Annotated in this window: 22 protein-coding genes; 7 read left to right on the plus strand and 15 right to left on the minus strand. The window is 37.6% G+C overall.

Translation table 11 applies throughout. The features are described from left to right. Nucleotides 1-128 precede the first annotated feature (128 nt). From QLG01_RS14740 to QLG01_RS14750, 3 genes are read right to left on the minus strand one after another with little or no spacing between them, the layout of a single operon-like run. Nucleotides 129-911 (minus strand): glutathione S-transferase N-terminal domain-containing protein, encoded by a 783-nt coding sequence (locus QLG01_RS14740; RefSeq protein WP_151822719.1) that lies wholly within the window; start codon nucleotides 909-911, stop codon nucleotides 129-131. Between the two features lie 21 nt (nucleotides 912-932). Beyond that, the gene (gene rraA / locus QLG01_RS14745; RefSeq protein WP_005304796.1) at nucleotides 933-1,439 is read right to left on the minus strand and encodes a ribonuclease E activity regulator RraA; all 507 of its coding nucleotides are present in this window, start codon (nucleotides 1,437-1,439) and stop codon (nucleotides 933-935) included. Nucleotides 1,440-1,451: 12 nt separating this feature from the next. Next, a complete protein-coding gene (locus QLG01_RS14750; protein ID WP_282496826.1) occupies nucleotides 1,452-2,117 on the minus strand; it encodes an NAD(P)H-binding protein in 666 nt (221 codons plus the stop codon). A 212-nt stretch (nucleotides 2,118-2,329) separates the two neighbouring features. On the opposite strand from QLG01_RS14750, the gene rpsT reads away from it, so the two are divergent. Next, nucleotides 2,330-2,596 (plus strand): 30S ribosomal protein S20, encoded by a 267-nt coding sequence (rpsT, locus tag QLG01_RS14755; RefSeq protein WP_004792670.1) that lies wholly within the window; start codon nucleotides 2,330-2,332, stop codon nucleotides 2,594-2,596. Between the two features lie 57 nt (nucleotides 2,597-2,653). Here rpsT and QLG01_RS14760 read toward each other — a convergent pair whose 3' ends face one another. Continuing rightward, a complete protein-coding gene (locus QLG01_RS14760; RefSeq protein WP_151962710.1) occupies nucleotides 2,654-3,388 on the minus strand; it encodes a histidine phosphatase family protein in 735 nt (244 codons plus the stop codon). Between the two features lie 57 nt (nucleotides 3,389-3,445). Next, nucleotides 3,446-4,303: a 3'(2'),5'-bisphosphate nucleotidase CysQ gene (locus QLG01_RS14765; protein WP_282496827.1), complete on the minus strand. Its 858-nt coding sequence runs from the start codon at nucleotides 4,301-4,303 to the stop codon at nucleotides 3,446-3,448. A gap of 296 nt (nucleotides 4,304-4,599) precedes the next feature. Between QLG01_RS14765 and QLG01_RS14770 the strand changes: the two genes are divergently transcribed. After that, a complete protein-coding gene (locus QLG01_RS14770) occupies nucleotides 4,600-4,968 on the plus strand; it encodes a hypothetical protein (protein WP_004792677.1) in 369 nt (122 codons plus the stop codon). Between the two features lie 58 nt (nucleotides 4,969-5,026). Here QLG01_RS14770 and QLG01_RS14775 read toward each other — a convergent pair whose 3' ends face one another. From QLG01_RS14775 to QLG01_RS14805, 7 genes are all read right to left on the minus strand, one after another. After that, a complete protein-coding gene (locus tag QLG01_RS14775) occupies nucleotides 5,027-5,686 on the minus strand; it encodes an SOS response-associated peptidase family protein (RefSeq protein ID WP_282496918.1) in 660 nt (219 codons plus the stop codon). A 107-nt stretch (nucleotides 5,687-5,793) separates the two neighbouring features. Further along, a complete protein-coding gene (locus QLG01_RS14780; protein ID WP_282496828.1) occupies nucleotides 5,794-7,527 on the minus strand; it encodes an ABC transporter ATP-binding protein in 1,734 nt (577 codons plus the stop codon). Between the two features lie 13 nt (nucleotides 7,528-7,540). After that, entirely contained in the window at nucleotides 7,541-8,683 is a 1,143-nt protein-coding gene (locus QLG01_RS14785; protein ID WP_282496829.1) for an ABC transporter permease, read from the minus strand. 7 nt (nucleotides 8,684-8,690) lie between these two features. After that, entirely contained in the window at nucleotides 8,691-9,629 is a 939-nt protein-coding gene (locus QLG01_RS14790) for an ABC transporter permease (RefSeq protein ID WP_174740294.1), read from the minus strand. A gap of 12 nt (nucleotides 9,630-9,641) precedes the next feature. Then, on the minus strand, nucleotides 9,642-11,675 hold the full coding sequence (locus tag QLG01_RS14795) for a M3 family metallopeptidase (RefSeq protein ID WP_282496830.1): 2,034 nt from the start codon (nucleotides 11,673-11,675) through the stop codon (nucleotides 9,642-9,644). Further along, a complete protein-coding gene (locus QLG01_RS14800; protein WP_282496831.1) occupies nucleotides 11,676-13,496 on the minus strand; it encodes an ABC transporter substrate-binding protein in 1,821 nt (606 codons plus the stop codon). Between the two features lie 18 nt (nucleotides 13,497-13,514). Next, on the minus strand, nucleotides 13,515-15,293 hold the full coding sequence (locus QLG01_RS14805; protein ID WP_005304768.1) for an ABC transporter substrate-binding protein: 1,779 nt from the start codon (nucleotides 15,291-15,293) through the stop codon (nucleotides 13,515-13,517). A 780-nt stretch (nucleotides 15,294-16,073) separates the two neighbouring features. Between QLG01_RS14805 and QLG01_RS14810 the strand changes: the two genes are divergently transcribed. The 5 genes from QLG01_RS14810 (at nucleotide 16,074) to QLG01_RS14830 (ending at nucleotide 21,358) form a co-directional block, all read left to right on the plus strand. After that, nucleotides 16,074-18,743, plus strand: coding sequence for a TonB-dependent receptor (locus tag QLG01_RS14810; protein ID WP_005304765.1), 2,670 nt, complete (start codon nucleotides 16,074-16,076; stop codon nucleotides 18,741-18,743). A gap of 107 nt (nucleotides 18,744-18,850) precedes the next feature. Beyond that, nucleotides 18,851-19,564, plus strand: a complete 714-nt coding sequence (locus tag QLG01_RS14815) for an energy transducer TonB (RefSeq protein ID WP_005304763.1) — start codon at nucleotides 18,851-18,853, stop codon at nucleotides 19,562-19,564. Nucleotides 19,565-19,605: 41 nt separating this feature from the next. Continuing rightward, nucleotides 19,606-20,487 carry a MotA/TolQ/ExbB proton channel family protein gene (locus tag QLG01_RS14820; protein WP_005304760.1) on the plus strand — a complete coding sequence of 294 codons (882 nt, stop codon included), beginning with the start codon at nucleotides 19,606-19,608 and terminating at the stop codon, nucleotides 20,485-20,487. Between the two features lie 15 nt (nucleotides 20,488-20,502). Next, on the plus strand, nucleotides 20,503-20,925 hold the full coding sequence (locus QLG01_RS14825; RefSeq protein ID WP_004792697.1) for a biopolymer transporter ExbD: 423 nt from the start codon (nucleotides 20,503-20,505) through the stop codon (nucleotides 20,923-20,925). Nucleotides 20,926-20,944: 19 nt separating this feature from the next. Next, nucleotides 20,945-21,358 (plus strand): biopolymer transporter ExbD, encoded by a 414-nt coding sequence (locus tag QLG01_RS14830; RefSeq protein WP_013198067.1) that lies wholly within the window; start codon nucleotides 20,945-20,947, stop codon nucleotides 21,356-21,358. A 51-nt stretch (nucleotides 21,359-21,409) separates the two neighbouring features. Here QLG01_RS14830 and QLG01_RS14835 read toward each other — a convergent pair whose 3' ends face one another. From QLG01_RS14835 to zapE, 3 genes are all read right to left on the minus strand, one after another. Next, nucleotides 21,410-21,871 (minus strand): GNAT family N-acetyltransferase, encoded by a 462-nt coding sequence (locus QLG01_RS14835; RefSeq protein WP_013198068.1) that lies wholly within the window; start codon nucleotides 21,869-21,871, stop codon nucleotides 21,410-21,412. Nucleotides 21,872-21,971: 100 nt separating this feature from the next. Further along, nucleotides 21,972-24,137 (minus strand): malate synthase G, encoded by a 2,166-nt coding sequence (locus tag QLG01_RS14840; protein WP_013198069.1) that lies wholly within the window; start codon nucleotides 24,135-24,137, stop codon nucleotides 21,972-21,974. Between the two features lie 365 nt (nucleotides 24,138-24,502). Continuing rightward, entirely contained in the window at nucleotides 24,503-25,645 is a 1,143-nt protein-coding gene (gene zapE / locus QLG01_RS14845; RefSeq protein WP_005304748.1) for a cell division protein ZapE, read from the minus strand. Nucleotides 25,646-25,678: the final 33 nt, after the last annotated feature.

Below are 25,678 nucleotides of genomic sequence, written 5' to 3' on the forward strand. Positions count from 1 at the left end.
ATGCCTTTTAGGTATTTAACCTTATTAATTTAGCATACTCATTTTCTTTTCATACATCTTGTAATGAAATCTGAGGTTGTAAAGAGTTTAAGTAAAGCGCCTTAAACTCTTACTAAAATACATATTAATTAACGCCCATACTGCTTTTTTAAATATTTTACGATTTGAGCAGACTCAAACATCTTCACTCCAGTATTTGGATCTACCAAATACGGCACCTGCATTTTACCTTGCATAATAGGCAATATTTTTTCTCTTTTACCATCTTTTAAAGGTATATATTTACCTGGCTTTAAACGAAGTATGGCAGGCCCCATATCTTGCCATCTCTCTTTTGCAACATTATGCAAAATATATGGAAGCTCAAGTTCACAGAGTAAACCTCTTACGACTCTTGAATAAGGACTTGCCTCAAAACTCCATAACTCAAGTTTTTGCTCAGGCGCAGCTCTATCAACAATTTTTTTATTGATCCAAACTCCACGAGCACCATTTAATATGGTCCCTGCAAATGCCACATACGGCATGTTCGGGTAACTCGAAAATTTCTCAGGTGTCTTTCCAGTCTTACCGTAGTGTTTAAATAAATGATGAATAATATCTTGTGATTCATATAACTCATCACCAGTATTTTCATCAATTAAAAAAGGAAATTTTAATTTCCCGCCTTTTTCTTTTACAACTGAACGATACTTTGTTCCGCCTTTAGGACATGGATAAATTTCGACATCCAGATTCAAAAGTGTAATCACTTCACGAACGCGGCGGCAAAATGGTGAACCTTCAAATTCATATAGTTTCAAAGCTTTTACAGGTTGCTGAGGAAAAGCAGTGCCTGTTACGCCCCTACCACCTTCAGCAATTGCAGATGCAACTGCTTGAAGTACTTTAATTTGATGAATCACCATCATGCGTTCCTTTATATTAGAGAATTAGACTAATTTTTCTTTTGCAATCACAATTCCATTATTATCAGCATAGATAAAATCACCTGATTGAATTGTGACACCACCAAAATACAAATTAATATCTACTTCACCAATGCCTTTACGATTACTTTTTTGCGGAATTGCAGCCAATGCATGTACGCCTAAATCCAAAGTTGCAAGCGCATCTACATCTCGTACACAACCGTAAATCACGACACCATTCCAGTTATTCTTAACTGCTGACTCAGCAATCAAATCACCCATAAGTGCACAGCGCATAGATGCGCCACCATCCACAACTAATACTTTATCTGTACCATCTGTTGCCAATAACTCTTTTACACGTGAGTTATCTTCAAAGCACTTTACTGTTACAACCTGCCCCCCAAAAGTTTTACGTGCACCATAGCTTTGAAAGAACTTTCCATCCATTGAAGGAATTACAACCTGTAAATCTTTTTCAGGGTTATCATCTAATAAATCACATGTTACAAATGGCACTGTCGACACTTTTATTCTCCCTTATCGAGTTTTCTGTATGCTCAGATTATCATATCGTTTAAAGGCTTCAATTTGCGTTAGCGCCGCTACGACCATCGTATGAGCCAATTGCTCTGCAGTTACAGGTTTATATTTGAATGGTTTTTGTAATTTATTCTCAATAAATTTAAATAGACTTTGCCCTAAATCTTCAATGAATCGTACGTCACTGCGTTTACCAATAAGTAAAGATGGTCTAAAGATAGATAATTTCTCGAGTTGTAGGCTTTCAATATAATCTTCTAGTTGTCCTTTCACTTTATTATAAAAAATCGGTGAATTGGCATTTGCACCAAGTGCACTCACTAACAATAAATGAATATGTTTATCTTGTACCAAATCTGCCAAATGAGCATTGATTTCATAATCCACAGCGTAAAAGGCTTGTTTTGAGCCTGCATTTTTTAATGTTGTTCCCAAACAGCTAAATGCATGGGTATGACCGTTCACATCTTCATCATTCAACATTAAGAAATCTTCTATAACCAGCTGATTAACTTTTTTATATGTATTAAGTAGTTGTGATTCTTTTCTTACCACAACAGTAATCTCTTCAAATTCTGGTGTTTGCTCAAGCTGTTCGACAAGAGCTAAACCCACAAGTCCTGTAGCACCTATCACAATTGCTTTTTTCGTACTTATAGTCATTTTTTATCCAACCCTCTTTAAGTTTGTATCAAATTTAACCTTTTCTTACGGTTTTAGCAGCCCCTAAAACCGCTTAAAATGCTCTCAAGGCTTGACTTCACGGTGTCTATTCATCACAATATGGCACTTGTTTACGGGCTGGTGATGGTTGCACCAGTTTACTGGATTGACCACAGCCCGCCCAGACCAACTTATTTTCAAGGAGTGCAAGAGTGGCAAACTCTGCTCAAGCTAAAAAACGTGCGCGTCAAAACGTTACTGCACGTAAACACAACGCAAGCTTGCGTTCTATGGTTCGTACATACATCAAACGTACTTTAAGTGCAATTGCTGGTGGTGATCATGCTGTTGCTACAGAAGCTTACAAAAAAGCTGTTCCTGTAATCGACCGTATGGCTGATAAAGGCATCATCCACAAAAATAAAGCTGCTCGTCATAAGAGCCGTTTAAATGCTCAAGTTAAAGCGTTAGCTAACTAATTGAAGCATGTAAAAAAAGCCCTATTGGGCTTTTTTTATTACCTATCGTTTTTGAGCTTATAGCCCTGTGTTAAATTTGGCTACATTCAGCTCATAGGCCTTACCTCTCCAAATCCATTTTAATTTGCAATTTGGAAACTCTTCGCCCTCAAACCATACAAATAAACCTTCCATCATTTCAGGCCAATCTTCTTTCTTAATTTTATTTTCACCAGAAATTACAGCAACAATCGCAGCAATAATAGTGTCATGACTGACAGCTAAACTAAGTCCACCTTGAGTTTTCGGATGAGTATGATAAATAAGCTCTAGCACGTCTAGAACACCAGTAATGGGGTGTTTCATGCCAGGTAATGCATTATTAACAAAACTATTAATAAAACCCAAAGCGCCTTGTTTTTTAAAATAAGGAGCAGCTTGCTGTATATCTAGTACAAAGCTACCGGGTTCAACCAGTAGTCCCTGCTCAATAATTTCAATGGTATGCGTATTAGATTCGGGACTTACATCATCAGCCCCTTCAATCATGAGCGCAGCCGTATCGACACAACGTTGTATTGGACTTGAAATACAATGCTGGATAACACGATCTGTATTTTTAATTAAATAATTACCCCATGCCTGCGCAAGCTCACGCCCTTGAGGAGTAAGTTGGAGGTCATATCCTGCTAAACCCTGCCCGTCCACAAGTTCTCTTAGAGAATGGCGCGTAAATAAGGTCACGGGAGTTGAAGCATCGGGCAATAAATCAATTGCTTCAAACATACTTTTAGGCAATAAATCGAGTGCCATTGTTATCTTGTCATCTTTTTTCAATACTTTGCCACTATAACATGTCTGGCATAACTCTCAATCTATAACACCCGATTGGGCTAATGCTTCAAATGCTATTTTTTTGCTTTCCTGATCACGAAATGCGATAAAGCCCTTATTTAAAACCGTATGCCTCTGGTTATATTCAAAAGGTTTTCCATCAAGAGTAAGTAAACCACCCCCCATACTCTCTAACAAACCTTGACCAGAGCTTGTGTCCCATTCAGAAGTGGGATGAAATCGCGGGTAAATATCTATTTCACCTTCTAACATCATGCAAAATTTATAGGCACTCCCAGCTTCTCTTCGAATAATATTATGTTCTTTTTCGATAGGTTGAATAAATTTTTGATATTTTGGATTTTTACTGCCGTGACTAAGTCCTATTTGTATAGGTGCATCTGGCGAAGGCGAAGTTATCTGATATTGATACCACTGCTTTTGACTAAAACTATATTTAAAAGGTAAATCTTGCAGATATCCTAAATACACGACTTGTTCACATGGCACAGCAATAACTGAAAATATCGTCTCTTTACCCTTAATCAAACTTAGGTTTATCGTGAATTCATCACGCTCATGAATAAACTCTTTAGTTCCGTCAAGCGGATCTAACATCCAACACGTAGACCAGTCATGGCGAGCACTATAATCACTTTCTTCAGACAAAACTGGCAAGTCTGGGGTAATCTCTGCCAAGTGCTTTAATATGAAAAGATTCACTTTTAAATCTGCTTGAGTTACAGGTGAATCGTCTTGTTTTTCATGAATAGTAAACTCATAACCCGCAGAATAATTTTGATATTCTTGTAATAGGATCTGACTCGCTTGTTCCAAAACTGGAAGAAGCTGATTAATCAAAGTATCTTGTGGGCGTGTAGTTGTTATAAACATAAATATGCTCTACATAGTTTCATTTCTATTATAGGTGAATTATGAACAATTCAATATTCGCCAACAGTTTGATTTACTAAAAAAGTAATTTATCTTAATGATTAGATGAACAAAATTTTGTGTGTACACTATATAGTTAATATGAAAAATGATGATGTTAAAAAAACCATCATTATGTACAAAAAACAATCTATAAGTTATGAAAAATAAACAACTTAAATCAGATCCATCCATTTCCTTTTAATGTATTTCTTGCTATGTTCAATCACACAATAACAAGATGGAAGAAAGTGCACATGATGCTATATGGATATCATTTCTCGACAATAGAACGTAACTGGGAAGAACTTACTCCCTTAAATGAGTTCCTTCAAACATTTGCAGATGATGATGGTGATGTTTCAACAAGAGATAAAGAATCTCTTAAAGAAATTATTGCAAAATCAGATACAGCTTTAGCTTTAGCAAGAGAAATGGGTTGGGATGGTAGTTATACAGGATGTCCTTATCTATTCTGGTTACCAAACAAAAGTAGCCAGTCTTTTGAATATGGTTTTGTATTTAAACAGACCTCAGATAATACAACTTTTGTTATTTCACCCATTGAATTAAGTTATCTAGCTCAGGATTCTGAAGTACAAACATTAAGTAAAAATATTGAATAAACAATATAGGTTATTGATTCAGAGTTGATATCAATAACCTCATCTTATTTTAGATAGATTAGTCAAACATGCTTAACTGTGGTGTCGGTTTTATAACTTTTTCTTTTGGCACATGAGAGCATTCAAATTCTTCAACCGGAAAGCCTTCGATAAAGCTGGAAATATCAGGTGATTCTAAACTTAACCACTCTTCTAGTCGGTCATGTGGAATCACAATCACTGATCTTTTTACATCGCCTGGTTCATGAAAGTCTTTCATCATGGGATGGTCGATGGCATCCATAGTTAACATGCTTGCAGAACGAATAACCGTCTCATTAATTTTGCAAATTTCATAAATCGCTGCAATGAAAAAAGCTTGCCCATCTTTACGGCGTACACCCCATCGTTCCGGCTTATCATTTATATATTTACTTTCATAGAACACGGTCACTGGGATTACACCAAACTTACATTTAAGAGCAGCCTCTTGAAAACTCGGTTTTTGGAAAATCGTTTCATGACGGGCATTGTAGGTATGTTTCGCTATGTTGGTATCTTCAGCCCACTTTGGAACCAAGCCAAACATGACTTCACGCCATTCAAGACCTTGTGGTGATTTGAATAATAGTGGCATTGTTCCCGCAGGATAAACCTCTTCGGCATAACTAAAGCCAACCACAGGCAACTGAAGTTGCTGTAATTGAGCAAGAGTTAAAGGTTTAAAGTTGGCACACATAGCAAGAATAAAATACTCTATATTTACTTCTGTTATTTTATAAGCATTTAGGCAATAAACCAAATAAAAAGGCACTCGAAAGTGCCCTTAACGACATAACTTTACGCTTATGAAATGTTTTGAATCCCTTGAGGAATCGCCTGCAATAGACGTTTAGTGTAATCATGTTGAGGATGTGCATAGAGCTCATCCGAATTGGCAATTTCCACAACTTCACCATGATTCATGACCATGACCTGATCAGAGATATATTTCACAACCGATAAGTCATGTGAAATAAAGATGTAACTGAGTCCAAACTCATCTTGTAAGTCTTGTAATAAGTTAAGTACCTGCGCTTGGACTGAAACATCGAGCGCAGAAACTGATTCATCACAAATCAAAATTTCAGGTTTTAATGTTAAACAACGTGCAATCGCAATACGTTGACGCTGTCCACCCGAAAACTCATGCGGGTATCGATAATAAGCTTGTTCAGGTAAATTGACTCTATCAAGTAAACCAAGCGCAATTTGTTTGCGCTCAGCATCATCTTTACCAATACCATGAATTTGCATAGGCTCTAATAATATTTGCCCAATGGTAAAACGTGGGTTAAGAGAGGCATATGGGTTTTGAAAAATGATCTGAATCTTTCGCTGATATTTTGCAAACTCTTTTTCAGTTAATGAAAGAATATCTTTACCTTCGATGAAAGCCTGCCCACCAGATGCCTGATGTAAGCGCATGAGTAATAGTCCAACAGTCGTTTTACCTGAACCTGACTCACCGACTAAACCCAAGGTTTTTCCTTTAGCGAGTTTAAAAGAAACTCCTTTAACTGCCTGAAACTCTTCTTTGCCAAATAGACCTTTACGACTATAAAAACTTTTTTTCAGATCTTTTACTTCTAAGATGATTTGCTCATCACCATTTAAGCCACGTTTGCGCTCGGGAATTTCTGAAGCATCAAAACTTTGTTCGACCAAGATGTTGTCTTCTTGACGCATAAAATCGCTCGTCACTGGTAAACGATAAGGTCGTTGTGACATTTGCGGTCGGCAATAGAGCAAAGCTCTCGTATATACATCTTTAGGCTGTTCAAGAACCTCTTCAGCAGCACCTTGCTCTCTAATCTCCCCATGACGCATCACAATAACTTTATCTGCAATTTCACCGACCAATGCTAAATCGTGAGTAATAAAAAGCATCGACATTTGACGGCGTTTACGCAATGACTCGAGTAAATCAATAATCTGTTTTTGGATGGTGACATCAAGTGCCGTAGTCGGCTCATCGGCAATCAGCAATTTAGGCTCACACGCAATCGCCATAGCAATCATGACACGTTGTTGTTGACCACCCGAAAGTTGGTTTGGATAGGCATCAATTTTAGTTTCAGGTGAAGGAATACCTACTTCTTTAAGCAACTCTAAAACGCGTTGTCGGGCCTGTTTACGGCTCAATCCCATATGCAAACACAACACTTCTGCAATTTGATTGCCAACCGTAAAAACAGGATTTAATGATGACATCGGTTCCTGAAAAATCATCGCAATATCTTTGCCACAAATTTTACGCATCTCTGTACGAGATAAGCTGAGCAAATCTTTACCTTCAAATATAATTTTACTTTGCTCATCAATTTTACTCTGACCTACAGGCAGTAATCCCATAGTTGCCAAAGAAGTAACCGATTTGCCGCTACCCGACTCTCCTACTAAAGCAACCGTGGTATTTTCTGGAATGTCAAAGCTAATTCCTTTTACGGTTTCAATATATTGTTTATCTTCACCTTTAAAACTTACTCGTAGATTTTTAACGTGCAATAACGGCGCATTCTTATTTTCTTGTTCGATCATTTGGATCTTCCTCTTATTTTAGTTTTGGATCTAATGCATCACGAAGTGCATCAGTAAACATTGAAAATGCCGTTACCAAAACAGCCATCGCGACAGAGGCTGCGACAAGCTGCCACCACTTACCTAAAAGAAGTTCACTTTGTGCTTCATTTAACATGCTCCCCCAAGACACTACGCCTACTGGTACACCAAAGCCCAAGAAACTCAAGATGACCTCAGATTTAATGAAAGACACCACCAAAATTGACATTTGGACCAAAGCGATATGGCTGACATTAGGGAAAATATGAATGAACATACGGCGAAAGTGTCCAACGCCAATTGCTTTAGCAGCAAGAACATACTCACGTGCAGTATGTTTCATATATTCGGCACGAATTAAACGATAAATACCCGTCCAGCCCGTTAAACCTAAAATCAGAACAATGGATAAAATGCCTTTTTGTTGAAGTACGGCAGCAATAGCAAGCACTAATAATAAATATGGAATTGAAGTAAAAATGTTATAAAACCAGTTGAGAATGTCATCAACCCAACCACCAAAATATCCAGAAATTGCGCCTAAAAGTGTACCGATGCCTACCGCAAGTAAAGCGGATATCACCCCAACAATAATTGATGTTTCAGCACCTTTAATAGTCTTTTTAAGGACGTCTTGTCCCCATTTGTCAGCTCCAAATATAAGTGTGCTTTTAAGTTCACTTTGCTGATCAAGTAAATGTCCTCCCAGCTGCTGATCAATTGCTTTCATATCATCAGCTAAAGGGTCAACTACACCATAATAATCAATTGCATTTCCAGCGCTCTTTTCTTGTTTAATTTCAGCCTTGAGTTGGTGAATTACATCTTTTAAAGGATCAACTGGATTTATCGGTAACTCTTCTTCAATCGATGCTGCATTTTGCCCTGCACCTGTTGTCTTATCTGCGCCTATAAATGTAGGTGGTGCATAACTTACTGCAACCTCTTTATTCCAGTCAGATGCAATCACACCCGTCATTGATAGAACTAAGATAATAAAATAAAGCAATACAATCACTAGCGATGACATTGCGATCTTGTCAGCCCGAAGACGACGCATGGCAAGTTTCCACAGGCCAGATGAATGAGCTTCGGCTTTTGTTTGTTGTTTTCTTTTTGATAAAACGCTCAGCATAGCCCACCTACTTCAACTGTACACGTGGATCAACCACTTTGTAGACCAAATCGGCAATCAGGTTAAAAATCATGGTTGCAGCTGCGATGTAAACTGTAATTGCTTTAATAACAGGAAAATCACTCCGCTCAACTGCAATAATCACCTCTCGACCAATCCCGGGAATACCAAAAAAACGTTCAATTAAAAATGCGCCTATGAGCAATGCAGGTAAAGTTGACATCACATCGGTAATAATAGGAATTGAAGCGTTCCTCAGTACATGTACACCTAAAATTCGGCTTTCACCTACACCTTTAGCACGTGCTGTTCGAACATAGTCCTGATTAATTTCATCAAGCACAAAGCTACGATATAAACGTAAAGTCGGTGCAATACTCACCACCAGCATGATTAGAATCGGTAGTAAGGCAAACTTAAATAAATTATCAGTAAAGCTATCGCTCCAGCCTTGTACAGGAAACCAACTTAGCTGATACGCAAGAACATATTGAAAAACGATAATGTAAACTAAGATGCTGATCGACATGCCGATGGTACATAACATCATGACCATACGGTCAGTTAGAGATCCCCGTACCGCAGCAACAGCTAATGCCAAAATAATTGAAATAACCGTCTGCAATATAGTCAGTGGAATTAAAAGTGTGAGCGATGGTCCTAATCGGGTTAAAATAATTTGAGAAACAGGTTCGCCAGTACTCCAACTTGCACCATAGTCAAAAGTGAGAATCTGCTTAATAAAAATCCAGAGCTGAACGTAATAAGGCTGATCGACACCTAGCTGCTTACGAATGTTTTCAATCTGCTCAGGATTAGACATCTTGCCCGCTAAAATATAAGCAGGATCGCCACCTACCCAGTTAAAAAGAATAAAAATAAGTAAGACTACCCCCAACATGGTTGGAACCATCTGCCATAAACGCCGAATAACATATGCCAGCATAGTAATAATTCCTTATTTAACCCGTTGTCCGGTAATTTCATTAAAGAACGCTTTGTTATCAGGTTCACGGCCAAGGAAATCTTTAACTAATTCAGCTGCCGGCTTTTGACTACCTTGCGACAAAATAGTTTGGCGGTAACGCTGTCCAACTTGCGGGTTATTAAGGTTGTCACCATAGGCAGAAAGCATGTCTAAAGCTAAAACCTCAGACCACATATAGCCGTAATAACCTGCTTGATAACCGCCCATCAAATGCCCAAACTGCCCAGGAAATTCTGTTGTTGGTACATAACCTAAGGCTGTAGCAGCTTCCATTTTTTGCCAATTTTCTAAAGGTTTTACTTTTAATGCATCGGCAGTATGCAATGACATATCGTACTGTGCATAAAGAGTCTGACGCGCATAGCGCAAGCCACGACCATAGTTATGTACAGCTTTTAAACGGGCAATTAGTTCGTCATCAACACGTGGACATGCTGGATCACAATAATCGGCCACTTTAGATAAAGTCTCTTTACGGCGTGCCCACTCTTCATACATTTGAGACGGTGCTTCTACAAAATCACGCTCTACGGATGTTCCTGACTGACTGGCATAACGTGTATTTGATAAAATGCCATGTAAAGCATGACCAAACTCATGAACAAAAGTTTCAAGCTCATCACTGTTTAAACCTTTACGGTTAAAATTGGTGACTAATGCTGAAACTGGTAATCGATTGGTTAAAGTGCTGCCACCGTATACTCCCCAAACGGCAGCATGGCCATATTTTCCTTCACGAGGAAATTTATCCATATATAAGCCGCCAAGAAGCTTTCCTGTTTTTTTGTCAACTACATCGTAATATTCAACTTCATCCTGCCATGCTTTAACTTTGACAGGTTTAAAATCAATGCCATAAAGGTCAGATGAAATGGCAAATAACCATTTTTGAGAAGCTAAAGTTGGGAAATAATCACGAAGTTTTTCCTGATCAATCTGATATTTATTCTTACGAAGTTTTTCGCTCCAGTAAGCTTCACTCCAACGTGTGATCTCGGTTTTTTCTAATGGGGTTTTTAAGGTTTGTGCTTTAAATTCACGGAGTTCTTCGACTTCTTTACGTTCAAGTGGTGCTACTGTTTTTTGGACTTCTGCTAAAAATTGATTTACAGCCTCAGGCGTTTTAGCCATACGATCTTTTAAAACCCAATCTGCATAACTTGCTTTTCCAAATAACTGCGCAAGCTCATAACGCAAATCAATTGCTTGTTTGAGTAGTTTTAAATTTTGCTCAGTACCACGTCGAGTAAAGGCAATTTGATATCTTTTTCGGGCATCATCATTATCTGCTAACTCCATAAAAGGGCGATATTCAGGATATTCAAAACCTAATAAATAATTACCTTTAGCATTTTTCTTTAATGCTGAAATATAACTTTGAGGTAAGCCTTTCATCTCTTCAGGAGTAAACTCAAGTTTCTCCGGATTATCACGGACATTACGGGCATATTCTTGTTCGAGTTTGGTCAACTCATCCAGAATGGCCTTCATTCGTGCACGCTTTACTGGTTCAAGTTGAACACCTGTGTCTTCAAACTGATCTAGAATATCTTGGCGGTATTTTTGGTCAATTGGGTCTGTTGCTTGTGTATTTTTAATTAAGTTATATAGCTTCGGGTTCTGAAATATATCAGTGTGAAACTGATTAATTTTGATTTCACAGTCTTCAGCTGCCTTACGTAATTTTGCATCTGGGTCTACGTTACTATATAGACTTATCGGACCTGAAAAATCCTCAAAATGCGCAAAAATTTTATCCCATTTTGCCAATATAGGTGCTGCTGCTGCATTATCTTTAACAGGCGTTTTTTCAAAAATAGTAATCTGCTGTTGAATCTTTTTTAAATTAGCATCACACCATGCTGGGAGCTGTTGTGCTTTAAGTAATGGCAAAGTAGGACGTGTTGTCTCTGCCGTTGCAAACTGACTTATACCTATGGTCAACATACATAAAGTTGTCATTTTCAATGCATTATTTTTCATCATATCTCCAATTTTTTTCATTTAATGATTAGATTTAGTATGTGTATCGATATCAAAATACATCCACTCAGCATGTAAAATTGGATGCTTTTTATACCCAATGATTTGTGGTTGAGCCAGCATATTTCGATAGCGTGCATAAGAGACCTGAACAGGCATATACACTTCTAATAAACGTGTCATTTTTCGATAAAGCGCATCTCTCTCAGGACCTGCTTGCATTTGTTGTGTCTGACGATATAACTGATCAAACTCTGGTGTCGAACCACAAGACCAGTTCGTCATATGCGTATTGGGTCCATAAAAATTCTGCATAAAATTATCCCCATCTGGATAATCAGCGATCCATGCAGAAGAACCAAACATACCTTCACATTGTTTTTGCGCTCGAATGAGGTCTGCAAAAAGCATGGGTTTAAAGACCATGCGAATATTTAAACTATCAAAGTTCTTTTTCCAAAGCTCAGCACTTTGCTGCCCAATACTGTCATTGCGCGCCATATATTCAATGACGAGAGGCTTGCCATTTGGCTGTGTACGCCAACCTGAGGCATCTTTTTTATAGTGATATCGATCTAATAGTAAATTTGCTGCTTTCACGGAATATGGCGTACTGCTTCTATACTGTGGATCGTTACCCACTACCCCTGGTGGAACTGGAAAATCTAAACGCTGAGCATCATCATTTCTTACTAATTTAATTTCTTGATCTATTGAACGAGACATTGCTATTGCGCGGCGTAAAGCAATCTTTTCTTTACTCATTCCGCCAACGACCGGATTCTTAAGGTTCCAATAGATATAGCTAATTTCAGGATCAACAATACGAGATAGCTGCACACCTTCTTTAGCAAGTTCAGGTCTTAATTTACCGTCTTTAATTGCTTTTGCGATCAGTTGACCTTCAAGTTGAAATATATCAACTTCACCACGCTGAAATGCCAGCCATCGCGATTGATTTTCTTCCATAACCTGAATATCAATTGTGCCTATTTGAGGCATTTTTTTACCTTTAAGGCGTTTTACAATTGCCTCATCCTCAGGGCTACTGGCAGCAAAGTTCCAAGTAAAACCACGGAAATCAGGATTCGCTTTTAAAACAATTCGTGATGCTGGTACCCATTTACTGAGTACATAAGGTCCAGTCCCTACAGGATGGCCCATTACATAACCTGCTTTATCTTTATATTTTTCGATGACTTCACGTGCCACCGCACCTGTAGGGTCATGTGCCAGTAACAAAGGAAAGTTATAATCTGGCTTAACTAAACGAATCACCAAGGTGTATTTATCTGGTGTTTGTAAACCAATTACTTTTTGGTCATAGTTAAATTTTCCAGTTTTATTGGCTGCGTTTATTAATGCATCCATACCTTCAATTTTGTTCTCTAGCAACCAGCTATTTGGAGAACGTAAATTCGGGTCCAATAAACGCTTAAAAGAGTACGCATAATCATTGGCTGTTAATTCTCGTGGTTTACCTTTGAAAACAGGGTCCTGTGTAAAATAAATACCCTTTTTTATGTGAATGGTATAAGTCAGACCATCGGGACTGACTTCTGGCATGGCTGTGGCTATTTTCGGAACAAGTTTTGCTGGCCTTGCTAAGTAGTCATAGGTATATAAAGTTTCAAATATTGAAGTGGTTACATGTGCTGAATATAGATCATGAATATAAGCTGGGTCGAAACCTGTTTCTGCTGTCGGGAATACGTAACGTAGAACTTTATTGGGATCGGCTGGGCTTTTAGCACATAGAGCTGTAGAACCAGTTAATGCCATGCTAGCAAGTAAAAAACTGACACCACAATGCTTGAGCTGTTTTATTAAATTTTCAGTCATATTTATCTTTATCTAAAATTATTTTTTATCAGGGGTAATATCAAGATATTGCCAGTTTGTGTTCATTATTGGATGAGGTTTAAAACCCTGAACTTGTGGCCGTATCAACCAATTACGAATTCGCGTTACATGAATAATCCAGGGATTATCAGCTTCAATCTGGCGGTTAAGCTTTTCATAATATGGTAGACGTTGTTGGGGTGGTAAATGAGTGGCTTGATTATAAAGGGCATCATATGTTTTAGACTGGTAACAAGCATGGTTTCCCTGACCAGCATTTGGTCCATACAGTAATTGTGCAAAATTGTCTCCTTCAGGATAGTCAGCAATCCATGCGCCGCTCCAAATCATATATTTACATTGAGTTGCAGCCTTTAAGTTATCTGCAAAATTACTCACTTTGAATTCTGCGCGAATACCAATCGCGTCTAAATTTTTTTTCCAGAGTTCGGAGTGAATAACCGATGCTGAACTATTTTCATTATTAATTTTTAAAACCAAAGGTTTTCCGTTTGGCAAGTTTCGATAGCCATCAGCCCCTTTTTTATAACCATAATAATCAAGTAATTTATTTGCCAATAATGGATTATACCCTACGCTACTTCTGTACTTGGGGTTATATCCATTTACACCTTCAGGTATGAACATTTCTGCTCTAACAGCTTGGCCTTTGTAAGCCTGTCTTATACTTTCTTTTTGATTATATGCCAACGTAATTGCTCTACGAAGTGCAATCTTTTCTGGGCTAAAACCACCAATGACCGGATCACGCATGTTCATCATCGTATAGGTCATTTCAGGTTCTTTATTTGGAAAATGCTTAATTCCCCTTTTCTGAAAAGAAGTCTTAAGTTGATTTCCATCTAAAGCTTGAGGAACAGCATCTGCTGTAAGTCTGTCAAAATCTAATTGACCAGACTGAAAAGCTAACCATCGTGACTGTTGTTCCTCAATAATACTGACTACAACCTTACCAATTTGGGGCATTTTCTTACCGCTCATTTCTTTAATAAGCTGGTTATCCCACGGCGTGCCTGTTGACTTAAAATTCCAGACAAAACCTCGATAATCAGGATTGGCAACTAATTCGACCTTACTTCTCGGTACATATTTACTTAGCATGTACGGTCCGGTACCAACTGGATGCATACCGATACGGTCACCGTAATAGTCAACAACCTCTTTTGCAACGCCACCAAAGGTAATATAGGCAAGAATATAAGGAAAATTAAAATCTTGGCGAGTCAAAGTAAATTGTAAAGTATATCGATCAAGTGCTTTAACCCCAGTAATTGGAGTAGCATAATTAAACTTTCCCGTTTTCTTTGCTTGAGCTACAACTGCATCTGCACCTAATAATTTACCCTCAATAAAAGAAACTGAAGGTGCCCTATTTTCAGGATCTAAAATGCGTTTAATTGTATAGACGTAGTCTTCAGCTACTAGCTCACGGCGTTTACCTTTAAAAGCAGGGTCATTGGTAAAATAAATACCGGGCCTAATTTTAAATGTATAAACTTTACCGTCTTGTTCAACCTTAGGCAGGCTTTCAGCCGTATATGGAACTAACTGTACTGGACGAGCTAAATAATCATATTTGAGTAAAGGCTCAAATATGGTTTCCGCGATACTGGCACTATAAAAATTGGTGGTTTTAACCATGTCAAAACCATCATCTGGGGCTTCATAGGCAACGTGTAATATTTTGTTTGGTTGCGCAGGCGTTTGGGCGAAAGCACAAGAAACTGATGTAATAGCCAGACTTAGAATTGCGAGCTTAAAAATTTTTAATTTCAAGTTCCTACCTACTTAATTAATTTTTTAAAGATATTATCCTTTTGAGTAACATCTAAATCCGAATAAGAAAAGTTCTTTCTCAATGGACTACTTTCTTCTTTGTAAATTATTAACCTTTCTATTCAATCTTTTATTTGATCGAATGGAAAACATCATAATGAAATTAGAAAGCTGTAACTATCTAATATAAAGCGAATTTCATGCCATATTTTATGATCAAGAATAATTCATATAGAAATATTTAAAATTTACATTTTAATTAGGCACTTAAAACTTCTGGGACTATATAAATAAAAGTAAGTTTTTGCCAAATATTATATTTATATAACTTATCCATTATTAGCCTATAATGCACAATTAAAAGTCATGAATGTTTCATTCTAGTTCATAATTTTTTTATAGACCAAACAAGAAATATCAACATAAGATACTAATTTATATTAAAAAATAAAAAAACAAAAGAAATGTTACATTATACAATTACATTTAAAAAAGTTCTAAAAAGATACAAAAGATACGAATCGATACATGAACAATCCAATAATGATTACTTTTTGTACAAATAATTTTGGAACTTTTGGCCACTGTATAAAAACTTACCAAATGGAAAATTTTTTAGGTGAAGATAAAACACTAAATCCTCACCACAAACATAATAAAATCAATATATATCAATATTTTGCATAAACTAAAAAAAGAAAAATATATAGTTGGCACTTGCTTTGCTTAAAAACTTTCCAGCAATATCGCTAACTACAACAAAAAGGGATCAAATCCACGATGAAAAAAAAATACAATGTTCGATCTCAGGTAACCCCCAAGATTGGCAAAACAATTCTTAAATTAAGTACCCTTAGTTTAAGCATGATGTGTCTTACCATGGCACAAGCAGCAGAAACAGAACAATCAAGCAATGATGATAAACCCGTCAAAGTTGTAAAAGTTGCTGTGACAGGCTCTTCAATCAAGGGAGTTGCAGCTCAAAGTGCTTCACCAATTACTATCGTAAAAGTGGATGAAATTTTAAAACAAGGGGTAACTACAACTGAAGAAGCTTTAGCCAAAATTAGTGCAAACCAATCTAATTTTGTTACTGCCAGTAACGTGGGTGCAAGTAAAACAGCTGGTTCAGCGGCAAACTTGAGAGCCTTAGGTGCCAATAAAACACTTGTTTTACTTAATGGTCGTCGATTAGCTGCAAATGCATATGACAGTGGCGTCACAAACTTAAATATTATCCCACTCGCAATGTTAGACCGCATTGAGGTTCTAAGAGATGGCGCCTCTTCCATTTATGGAACAGATGCAATTGGCGGGGTAATTAACTTTATTACCAAAAAGCAATTTACCGGACTTAATCTGACCGCTGGTTATCAAAAACCAGAACAAAAAGGCGGTGAGCAGCAAGACTACAGCATCTTTGGTGGCTTCGGTGATTTAGACGAAAATGGCTATAACGTTTTTGGTGTGGTGGACTATCGCAAAGGCGATGATGTCATGGCCAAAGACCGTAAAGTTAGTCGGCGTGGAGGCATATTACCCGAATTAGGTGTCAATAGAACCAGTAGTGGTTCATTCCCTGCCAATGTCCCAGGTTTAGGTAACCCTTACGCATCCACTGGTTGTGGTAATAACCCTCTTAATAGTGTCGATGATGGAACTTGTCGATATAACAGTCAAGCTGTGATTGGAATTGTTCCAAAAACAGAAGACATCTCAGCTATGGGCCGAGCTACATTTAAACTAAATGATAATTTTAACGCGATTGCAGAATATTTATATGCAAGAAGTGAAGTCACTACTTCAGTTGCGCCAGATGTATTTTTTGATCTGACGCTTGACTCTAATAGTAAATATTATCCAGGAAACGGCATAACTCCAGCTTTAGCAGGCGCGAAGGGAACTATCCCTTTATATCTGCGTTCACAATCGGGTAATCGTATAAGTAACAGTATTAACCAATCACATAGATTGTTTGCTGGTATTGAAGGTGAAACTCATGGTTGGGACATTAATTCAGGCGTTACCTATGCACATAGTAGTGCATCGGATGCTATCGTAAGTGGCTATTTAAACTTTGATAAAACACAAGAAGCTTTAAATAATGGTATTTTAAACCCATTCGGACCACAAAACCCTGAAGATGCTAATGTATGGAATGAGTTAGGAGTTGAAGGTAAATATTTAAAAGCCAACCTAGATACAACTACGGTTGATTTCACTGCAAGCCGACCTATATTTAAATTACCAGCTGGAGATGTTGGTTTTGCAGTTGGAGCAAGCTATCGTTATGAAGATTGGACTTCAAAAGTCGTTACTGATGTTGCCCGAGTAGCACCTAGTACAGGTGTCGATCCTGATGAACCAGTAAATACTGGCGATCGTAATATTAAATCGGTATTTACTGAATTTCATATCCCACTTCTTAAAACTTTAGAAGCTCAAATTGCCGCTCGTTATGATGACTACAACGATTTTGGTGATACGTTTAATCCAAAATTTGCACTTCGTTGGGAACCTATTAAACAGTTAATGTTCCGTACAACTTATAGTACAGGTTTCAGAGCACCAACACTTTGGGAAGTTAATGGCGCAAATTCGATAACCAATACAGGTGCATCATATAATGATCCACTGCTTTGCCCTGGTGGAGTTGTACAACCAGGAGGGCAAAAAGAACGTGATTGTAAGATGCAATTTGATAGACAAAATGGAGGTAATAAAACTCTAGATCCAGAAGAGTCAAAGTCTTTTACTGCAGGTTTAGTATTTGAACCAATTAAAAATTTAGCCTTCACTCTTGATTACTTCAATATCGAAGTCGACAAGCAAATTGCTACACTTTCGGAAACTGCTATTTTTAATGACCCTGTGAAATATGCAGACAAATTTGTACGTAATCCTGATGGCTCATTAGATTATATTATTACAACACAACAAAATTTAGGTGGAATTAAAACTTCTGGTTTCGACGTCGGCTTAAGTTGGGTTTCTCCAATGACTGCTACAGGTCGATTCGGTTTCAACATTGATGGTACATATATAACAGACTACAAATACCAAGCCGAGCCAGATGGAGAATGGATAGGTGTTGCTGGGTCATATAGCGGCTTAGACTATCAATCTATTATTCTGCGTTGGAAACATACCGCAAACCTAAATTGGAATTATGAAAACTGGGCTTTAAATCTGCAACAAAACTTCTCTCGTGGGTACCAAGATCAAAACTCTAACGACCAAAACCATAGAGTCAGCGACTATACAACATACAATATTTCAGGCACTTATAAAGGCTTTAAAAATCTAGAAGTGACCGCTGGTATTAAAAATATTTTTGATGAAGACCCTCCTGCTTCTAATGTAATTGATAACTTTCAAATGGGATATGACCCACGTTACGCAGATCCTTTAGGGCGTACGTACTTTGTACGAGGTACATATAAGTTCTAAATGGTTGTTCTGCAAACATGACTTAAACATCGTGTTTGCAGAACAAATACTCACCCTTAGTCAAACATTAATTTAAGAATTGTTTGTCTCAAGTTTCAGGAGTAACTATGGGCATGACTTTTACAGACATAGAAAATAAATCTGCAAAGCGCCTTATTGGTATTGCCGCAGTACTTTTTCTGCATCTTATTGTTGCCTATATTCTGATGTCAGGTTTAGCAAACAATATTCAAAAACCAGCAGAAAAACCTGTGGAATTACAAATTATTCAAGACATTAAACCACCTCCTCCACCTAAACCGGAGGAGCCAAAACCTAAGGAAAAACCACCTGAGCCACCTAAAATGGTAGAAAAAGTTGCCAAAGTTCCTGAGCCGCCTAAACAAGTAGAGAAAGTAGCGACACCGGTACAAAAAACGACACCAGTAGCTCAACCAACTAAAGTTGCTACTCCAGCTCCTGCTGCACCTAGCACCCCATCACCAAGCCCTGTTGCCGCACCAGCTCCAGTGGCAGCTGCCCCAGCTCCTAAACCAGCTGGCGTAACTCGCGGTGTTTCGGAAGGTTCTGCTGGCTGTGAAAAACCGGAATATCCTCGTGAAGCACTGATGAATGAAGAACAAGGTACGGTGCGTATACGTGTTTTGGTTGATACTTCAGGCAAAGTCATTGATGCCAAAGTAAAAAAATCAAGTGGCAGCAAAACCTTAGATAAAGCAGCAACTAAAGCTTACAGCTTATGTACATTCAAACCAGCAATGAAAGATGGCGTGCCTCAGCAAGACTGGTATGAAATTGAATATCCATTCGTAATTGAATAAACAATTGAATTAGTCAGAAATTAAAAAATATTGGAGATAATATGATGAAAAAATCAACTCAACCGCTAGTACGTTTCGCTTCTGCAAGTTTAATCGCAGCTTGCTCATTACTTCCATTAAACTCGGTTTTTGCAGAAGAAACGAGTAATACTCCTGTGGCAACAGCAACCGCTGAAGCTACTTCAAATGCAAATACTCCAACTCCACCACCGAAACCAGCAACAAGCGAAACTGTTAAAAACCCTTATGGTCTAGAAGCGCTTTGGCGTGAAGGAGACTTAGTCGCTAAATCTACCTTATTTATATTAGTACTGATGTCTATTGGCACGTGGTACATCATTATTTCAAAATTCTTACAACAAGCTAAAGTAAAACGACAAGGCAAAGAGGCAGAGAAAAGTTTTTGGGAAGCAACTTCACTAGATAATGCAGCTGATAATTTAGAACAAAGTAGCGCATATCGCTTTATTGCTGAAAAAGGCATTAACTCAACTAAATCGCACGGTGGCTCTTTACTTGAGCGAATCGATTTTAATACATGGGTGAGCATATCAATTCAACGTGCAATTGAAAAAATACAAAATCATTTAGGTGGTGGTTTAGCTTTCTTAGCAACCGTTGGATCAACGGCACCCTTTGTTGGTCTTTTTGGTACGGTTTGGGGAATTTATCACGCATTAACTGCCATCGGAATTTCAGGTCAGGCATCTATTGATAAAGTTGCTGGTCCTGTCGGTGAAGCTTTAATTATGACAGCTATTGGTCTTGCAGTCGCAGTACCCGCTGTACTTGGTTACAACTGGCTAACTCGCCGTAATAAAGCCGTTATGGAAAATGTTCGTTCATTTGGTTCAGATTTACACGCAGTTTTATTAAGCGGAGAAATTAGTACCAATAATTCGGTTAACCGCAGCATTAAATAACGAGGAGCAAACGTTATGGGTATGAGTGTTGGTTCTGAAGATGACGATGAAATGATTGGTGCAATTAATACGACGCCTCTGGTTGATGTCATGTTGGTTTTACTTATTATTTTTCTAATTACGATTCCGGTAGTTACACATACGGTTCCAGTGAAACTACCAGAAGAAAAAAATACGCCATATGCCACCACACCTGAAAATATTCAACTTTCTGTGAACAAGAAAGGAGATATTTTCTGGAATGAAAGTTATGTGCCTAATAAAGAAATATTGCTATCAAAGCTTCAAGCAGTTGCGCAAAAAAGGCCTCAGCCAGAAGTTCATATTCGCGGAGATCAGCTTACTCATTTTGAGGCGATAGATCAGGTCATTAGCACGACCAAACAAGCTGGTATTGGCAAAATTGCATTTGTTACTACCCCTCCAGCCTCCCAGTAATTATTTTAAGGAGAATTTTATGGGTATGAATGTCGGTTCAAATAATGATGACGATGTGATGTTAGAAGTTAACATGACGCCTCTTATTGATGTCATGTTGGTACTTATTATTATGTTCATTATTACCATCCCAGCACCAAACAATGCGATTAATATTAATTTGCCAAACGGCACACCGCCTCCAACAAATGAAAAGCCACCTGAAGTGATTGATGTAAGAATTGACGCAGCAGGTAAAGTGTTTTGGAATAACCAGCAGGTTTCAGACCGCACCGCACTAGAGACTTTATTTCAAAGTGTGGTTGCCAAAAAAGATCAAGACCAGATCAAACTTAAACCAGATCAAATGGCTGAATATAAGAATGTAGCGATGGTCATGGCTACAGCGCAGCGTTTAGGTGTCACCAAAATTGGAATTGTGAGCAGTAACTAATATTGCTTTTAAATCTATTCTATTACTTCATACGCTAACTGGAATTTTCGGTTAGCGTTTTTTTTGAAGGGAAATATTCAACTCTAAAATAATATCTCCACATTCATCATATTCTCCAGTTTCTATAAAACCCAATTTTTTATAAAGTTTTCCAGCATAATGATTAGATGATTTATACATAGTTCGAATTTGTTTAGCTCCTTTTGTAAATATTTCATCAATTGCAATTTGCAATGCTTCGGTACCATAACCTTTAGCTTGATTATTTTTATCAATCATAAAACGAAATAACCAGAATAATGTCTCATCAGGTGGATCAATTTCGACGCAATACATTAAGAACCCAATGACGTCATTATTGAAACAGATCACTCTTGGACAGTAATGTTCTTCCACTTTAGACTCAGCAATAGAATAAACATTTGGTGCAACATAGTCTTTTTGAGATTCATCCAATGATAATTTTGCGCATAGAAGCCAATTCTCACGATCTAGACTTTTCAAGTTAATCAAATTCAAAAATCCTTTAGAGATACATTTTCTTAGTTTAAGCAAAAAATATACCGAGACTAAAAAAAGCCTCCGAAGAGGCTTTTTTTATGACAGGTTAAAATTAGTCACCTGTATAACCTTTTAACTTTAAACGAGCAGCATGAAGTAACGGCTCAGTATAACCTGAAGGCTGTTCACAACCTTTAAAGATGAGATCAGAAGCGGCTTGGAAAGCAATGTTAGTTTCAAAATTAGCAGCCATTGGTTTATACAATGGATCATTCGCATTTTGCTCATCAACAATTTTTGCCATGCGTTTAAGTACTTCTTCAACTTGTTCACGAGTCACAATACCGTGACGTAACCAGTTTGCTACGTGTTGAGAAGAAATACGTAATGTTGCACGGTCTTCCATTAAGCCTACATTATTAATGTCAGGAACTTTCGAACAACCCACGCCTAAGTCAACCCAACGAACAACGTAACCTAAAATACCTTGGCAGTTATTTTCAAGCTCATTGTTGATTTCTTCTGCTGACCAGTTTGTTTCTGGTGCAAAGGGAGGAGTTAACAAGTCATCTAATGACAACATTTCTTCAGCTTTCAACTGATCTTGACGTGCTTTAACATTCACTTGATGGTAATGCATCGCATGAAGTACTGCACCTGCTGGAGATGGAACCCAAGCACATGAAGCACCCGCATTTGGATGTGCAGCTTTAGTTGCCAACATATCTTTCATGCTATCTGGTTTTGGCCACATGCCTTTACCAATTTGTGCTTTACCTTGTAAACCTGACTTCAAACCAATTGCAACGTTACGGTTTTCGTAAGCAGCAATCCATTTTTGTGTTTTTACGGCTTCTTTACGAACAACTGGTGCAGCTTCCATTGAAGTATGAATTTCATCACCAGTACGGTCCATGAAACCAGTATTAATAAAGATCGTGCGGTCTTTTGCAGCAGCAATACAGTTTTTCAAGTTTACAGATGTACGGCGCTCTTCATCCATAATACCGATTTTTAACGATTTAGGCGGTAAGCCAATCGCTTGTTCAGCACGTTCAAACAACTCTACAGCAAACGCAACTTCTTCTGGACCATGCATTTTTGGCTTAACAATATACATAGAACCTTTACGAGAGTTCTTATTTTCGTTTTCACTACGAATGTCCGCAACTGACAACAATGGTGTTACCAATGCATCCATAATACCTTCGAAAATCTCTTCACCATCTACTAAAATCGCTGGGTTAGTCATTAAATGGCCTACATTACGAAGTAACATAAGTGAACGACCATGAAGTTTCGTTGTACCACCAATTAAGTTTTTAATTTCGCGATCTTTATTTAAATCACGAACAATCGTTTTACCATTTTTCTCGATAGATTCTTGAAGCGTACCTTTCATTAAACCTAACCAGTTACGGTAACCTTCAACTTTTTCTTCAGCATCTACTGCCGCAACAGAATCTTCTAAATCCTGAATAGTAGTTACAGCCGCTTCAAATGTTAAGTCTTTTACACCCGCTAAATCAGTTTGACCAATTGGGCTAGATGCATCAATTTCGATAATGACATGAAGGCCATTACTTAAAAGAACAACTTCTGTAGGGTTCGCTTCTTCACCGTTGAAACCAACGAACTGAGCTTCATGAGCTAAACCTGTTTTTGAACCATCTTTCAAAGTCACAACAAGTTTGTTTTGCTCAATCGCATATTTTGTCGCATCTGCATGTGAGCCTTGTGCAAGTGGGAAAACTTCATTTAAGAAGTTTTTAGCGAACTCAATCACTTTTGCACCACGTACAGGGTTATATCCTTTACCTTTTTCAGCTCCGCCTTCTTCAGAAATTACATCGAAGCCATAAAGTGCATCATATAAAGAGCCCCAACGAGCATTTGCTGCGTTTAAGCTATAACGTGCATTACGTACAGGTACAACTAACTGCGGCCCTGCCAATAATGCGATTTCTTCATCAACGTTTTCAGTTGTAATTTGAAAGTCTTCAACTTCTGGCAATAAATAACCAATTTCTGTTAAGAACGCCTTATAAGCACCTAATTCAAATTTATTGTTGCGATGCCATTCATCAATTTTTGCTTGTAATTCATCACGCTTAGCCAATAATGCTTTATTTTTTGGGCTAAGATCGACAACAACTTGCTCAAAGTTCTTCCAGTAAGTTTCACTATCTAAACCAGAACCTGGTAAAGCTTCATTTTCGATAAAATCGTAAAGTTCTTTAGCAATCGCTAACTTGCCTTTTTGAATACGTGCAGTCATTGTCTTTCCTGAAGTTGCTACTTTTTATACCAAGAGAATCCTAGTATACCGATTTAAATTAAGCTGAATACTAATATCACATTCCTAAATAGTAAGCATTTTCCCTTGTAAAACTATTGACAAAGATAAATTTTTCTATATAGGAAATATTAAAATTCTAACTAGGATTCCCAACAATTTATTCAATATTTAAAGATACTGAAACTAGACTTTTTGTTAACAGACAAAAAATTCCACTATCTTATTTTTCTAAAGCGTATTTAGTTATATCAAACTTTGCAGCATGAAAAAGCATTATTTAACTAAAATTATCTATTTTTGTTGTAAAAAAAGCGCCCTATAAAGAGCGCTTTTTAAATCTATTTTTATGCGTTTTTAGTTTCATCAATATGGCGATGTTCTGAATGCAAATATTCATCCGATTGCATTTCCAATAAACGCGAACGAGTACGCTCAATTTCAAAGGCTAATTTTTCACCTTGATAAATATCAATAATACTATCTTGAGAAGTTAAAAGTAATTTTACTCCACGATCATAAAACTCATCGACTAAGTAGATAAAACGACGTGTACCTTCAGATAAGAAATCTGTTAAATGCGGAACATTACTTACCAGAACCGTATTATAGATATTTGCAATTTCAATAAAATCTGCTGGGCTGCGTGGTTTAAAGCAAAGTTCAGAAAACTCACACCACAACACATCCTCTGTATGTCCTAGAGTCTCGACCACACGATTATTAATCACAATCGGCTCTTGAGAGTGAGCTTGTGTGTGAGTTAAAGCGCTAAAACGTTCCGCCATCCAACTTTGCACTTCATTACTTAATGGTGATTTAAATAATTGAGCTTGCTTTAAGACACGTAAACGATAATCCACACCGGCATCTACGTTTAAAACAGTACAGTTCTTTTTAACCATTTCAATTGTTGGCAAGAAACGGTCACGATGAATACCGTTTTTATATAAACCGTCTGGTGCAATGTTTGATGTTGCAATCAATGTCACACCACGAACAAACAATTTTTGGAATAAATCACTCAAGATCATTGCATCAGTTACGTTTGATACAAAGAACTCATCAAAACAAATAACGACTGCATCTTTATAAATTTGGTCAGCCACAATTTCAAGTGGATTACGTTGACCAGAAAGCTTGTTTAATTCTTTATGAACATGTTGCATAAAATGATGAAAATGCATACGTGTTTTACGACGAAATGGCACTGACTCATAAAATTGATCCATAAGCCAAGTTTTTCCACGGCCTACTCCACCCCACATATAGACACCTTTAGGTGAGGTTTGGCGGCGAAAACGACGGAAAGCTTTTTTAGAGGCTTTATAACGGTTTAAAAGTTCTTTCCATACACGGTCTAATTCTTGCACTGCCTGTGCTTGCGCTTCATCTGCCATAAACTGGCCTGAAGCTAAAGCCTCAGCATAGCGTTCTGCTGGGGAAGAAGGTGAGAATGCAGTACTATGAGAAGATTTTAAATTTAACATATCGTTTTATTTCAATTTTAACTGATAGGAGTA

The organism is Acinetobacter sp. V89_4 (assembly GCF_029967875.1).
In the GTDB taxonomy this organism is placed as follows: domain Bacteria; phylum Pseudomonadota; class Gammaproteobacteria; order Pseudomonadales; family Moraxellaceae; genus Acinetobacter; species Acinetobacter oleivorans.